The following is a 2,465-nucleotide window of genomic DNA, read 5'->3' as shown; positions in this document are numbered from 1 at the left end:
GAGTTCTTTTCGTCCAGCCTCAGCGTGACCGGAGTCCCCGTCTGCGCCGCAAAGGAGGCCAGCTCCTCCGCGTTCGACGGCGAACCGCCCGCCAAGGCCGTGGCCGCCGTCCGCCCTTCCTGATCTTTGTAGAACACCGAAGCCTGCCCGTTGGCGTCTACCATGACGTCCTTTTTGTAATGCGACGCCTTCCCTATTTTGTCGCCGAACAGACGGCGGAGTTCCTCCTGCGAGGCGCTCCCGTAGTAATGACGCGCCGCGCGCGGACCGTCTATGCGCAACTCCTTCCCGACGCCGCCTTGACGGCTTATCCGACCCGTGCCGTCACGGGTATATTCCGTCTGGGAATAAGCATAGCCTCCCGACCTCGGCACCGCGTCTTTATGCGGATGCTCTATGTCGTTGAGCGAGGAATAGTACCGCCCCGCCCCCGAAGAAGCGCTGTCCAATACGCTGTTCGCCGTCCGTCCGTTGTCGTAGTGGTATTTCTTGCGAAGGGGGGACACATGGCCGCTCACCTCGGCGCCCGCCAAAAAAGGGTTTAAGTTCGACTTGTGCGACAAGGAGTTCCCCAGTGAAGGAACCGGCATGACTTCCACGGATTTTCTCCCTTCAAAATCGTACAGCGTCTCCCCGGTGAGCGTCGCCCCCTCGCTGCTTAAGTTCACGCTCTGCTGACGCAAACGACCCGTGGCGTCGTAGTACGACATCGATTTTTTATGCTTCCCCTCCTCGGAAAAAACAGTCTGCCATTGCCACGTCCGACTCTCGTCGTGGTTGGTCGAAGCGAAAGGCCCTTTGTATGTCCATGCCCCCTCTGTGCGGCGGGAGGGATTCAGTTTCTGACGCCCGACGGGGCGTATCCGGTAATACACGTTTCCCGAAGGATAGTAAAGCGTGCGGGAATATTCCATCCCTTTCACCGTGACCCGGACGGGTTCCAAAAAAGCAAAAGCCTCCTCGCGGCTTCCGGAGAAACCGTCGCAAGCGTCTATAAACACCCATTCCAAATCGTATTCTTCCGCCCCCGGCGCCGCGCAAGACCAGCTCAGGCTCGCCGACTGACCGGCGGACGCGACGTGAAAATTGCTCTCCCCCACCGCGGCCGAGGGATCCATCTGCGCATGGTAGGCTTTGAACAGGCGAATGACCAGACGCACCGCCCCCGGAGGCACGTTCCCTTTCGCCGACGCATGGTCTATTATAAACTCATAGTCGTCCTCGCAACGCAGCGTTTGGTCGAAAAAAGTCGTGCTCTCAAAAGTCTGCGCCCCCAAGTCCGCTTTGAGCGAATCCGAAAGCTTGACCGCGGGAAAACCGGGCTTCTTCAGGCTGAGGCTCAACTGCGCCGCCCATCGGACGGCGGTGTTGAAATCGCTCCCGTCGCAACTCAGCTGAAATCCCGCGTAGTAGCGGCATGTGTCTTCGCACGACCCGATGACTTTGCCCCGAAAGGAAGGGTAAAGGTCTTTAAACAAAAAGTGGGAACTTTTGCCCGTCGGCGCGTCCCTTTCAAGGGTCGCTTTCACGGCCTCCGGAATCGAGTGGGCAAGCCACCCTTTCGAAACCGCTCTCGCATCGACGGAAATGACGACCGTGCCGCTCATCGGTCGCAGACATCCGTCTTTGCTCCCTTTGGCCGAATAAACCCCGGCGCCGAGATTCTCAAAAATCAGGACGCCCCCCGTGCCTTCTTTCGCGCCCGCTTCCGAAACGACGCCGTTCGACGTTTTGAACAAATGATAAGTCACCCCCCTTTCGGAGGGTTGCAGCGCCGCCGAAAGACCCGAAGAGGACGCATCGGCAAGCAAGCCCCCGCCGCTCAGAACCCCCTCCCTTATCGAAGTATTGTTGTTCGCCGTCATCTTCACGCCGTTTTCCCAAGCGTAGCGCACGCAGTATAAGGCAGAGAGGTTCTCGCCCGTGACCACGGCGGAAACGGAACCGTTCCCCGGCCCTTCTATAAGCGCGTAAGCGCCGGCGCTCATCGCGTTCTTGAGGCGCACGGTCAGCGCCCCCACCCTCGGCGCGGAAGTGGAAATTATCTTCGAAACCGAAGCGCCGGAGGCATATGCGTCGAGCGCCGCGCCGTCTTGCAGAACCAGTTCGCCGACGGTCAGCGCGCCCGCCTCTCGCCCCCCGTGTATCGTCCCCCCGGATTCCACGTCGACCCTGCCGGAAGTCGCGCCGCGACCGCCCGACGAAGACAAAACGCCGCCGCTCCTCACCGTCACGGAAGAGCGGAGAGAACCCCCCAGACTCAATTCGCCGACGACGACTTCGGTGACCCCGCCGTAGTCGTTGTCTCCCGTCAGCGTGATGATGCCTCCTCCTTGCTTGGTCAGCGACACGGCGGCGCATTCAACCCCGTTGTAGCTGCCCCCGTCGATTATCCTTCCCGAAAACGCAGAAGTCCCTCCGCCGACGCCGACGGTCAATGACGCCGTATTTGAATGAAAGGCATT

1 protein-coding gene is annotated in these 2,465 nt (G+C 60.2%); it reads right to left on the bottom strand.

Annotated features, from left to right (window positions below):
* Nucleotides 1-2,351: hypothetical protein (locus CTR53_RS20940; RefSeq protein ID WP_290818371.1), on the bottom strand; the 2,351-nt coding region annotated here is incomplete at its 3' end.
* Nucleotides 2,352-2,465: the final 114 nt, after the last annotated feature.

Origin of the sequence: Ferrovibrio sp., assembly GCF_002796975.1 — a bacterium.
Taxonomy (GTDB): Bacteria; Pseudomonadota; Alphaproteobacteria; order Ferrovibrionales; family Ferrovibrionaceae; genus Ferrovibrio.
The sequence above is the reverse complement of the archived record's forward strand: the minus strand, read 5'-3'. Positions and strand labels throughout refer to the sequence as shown.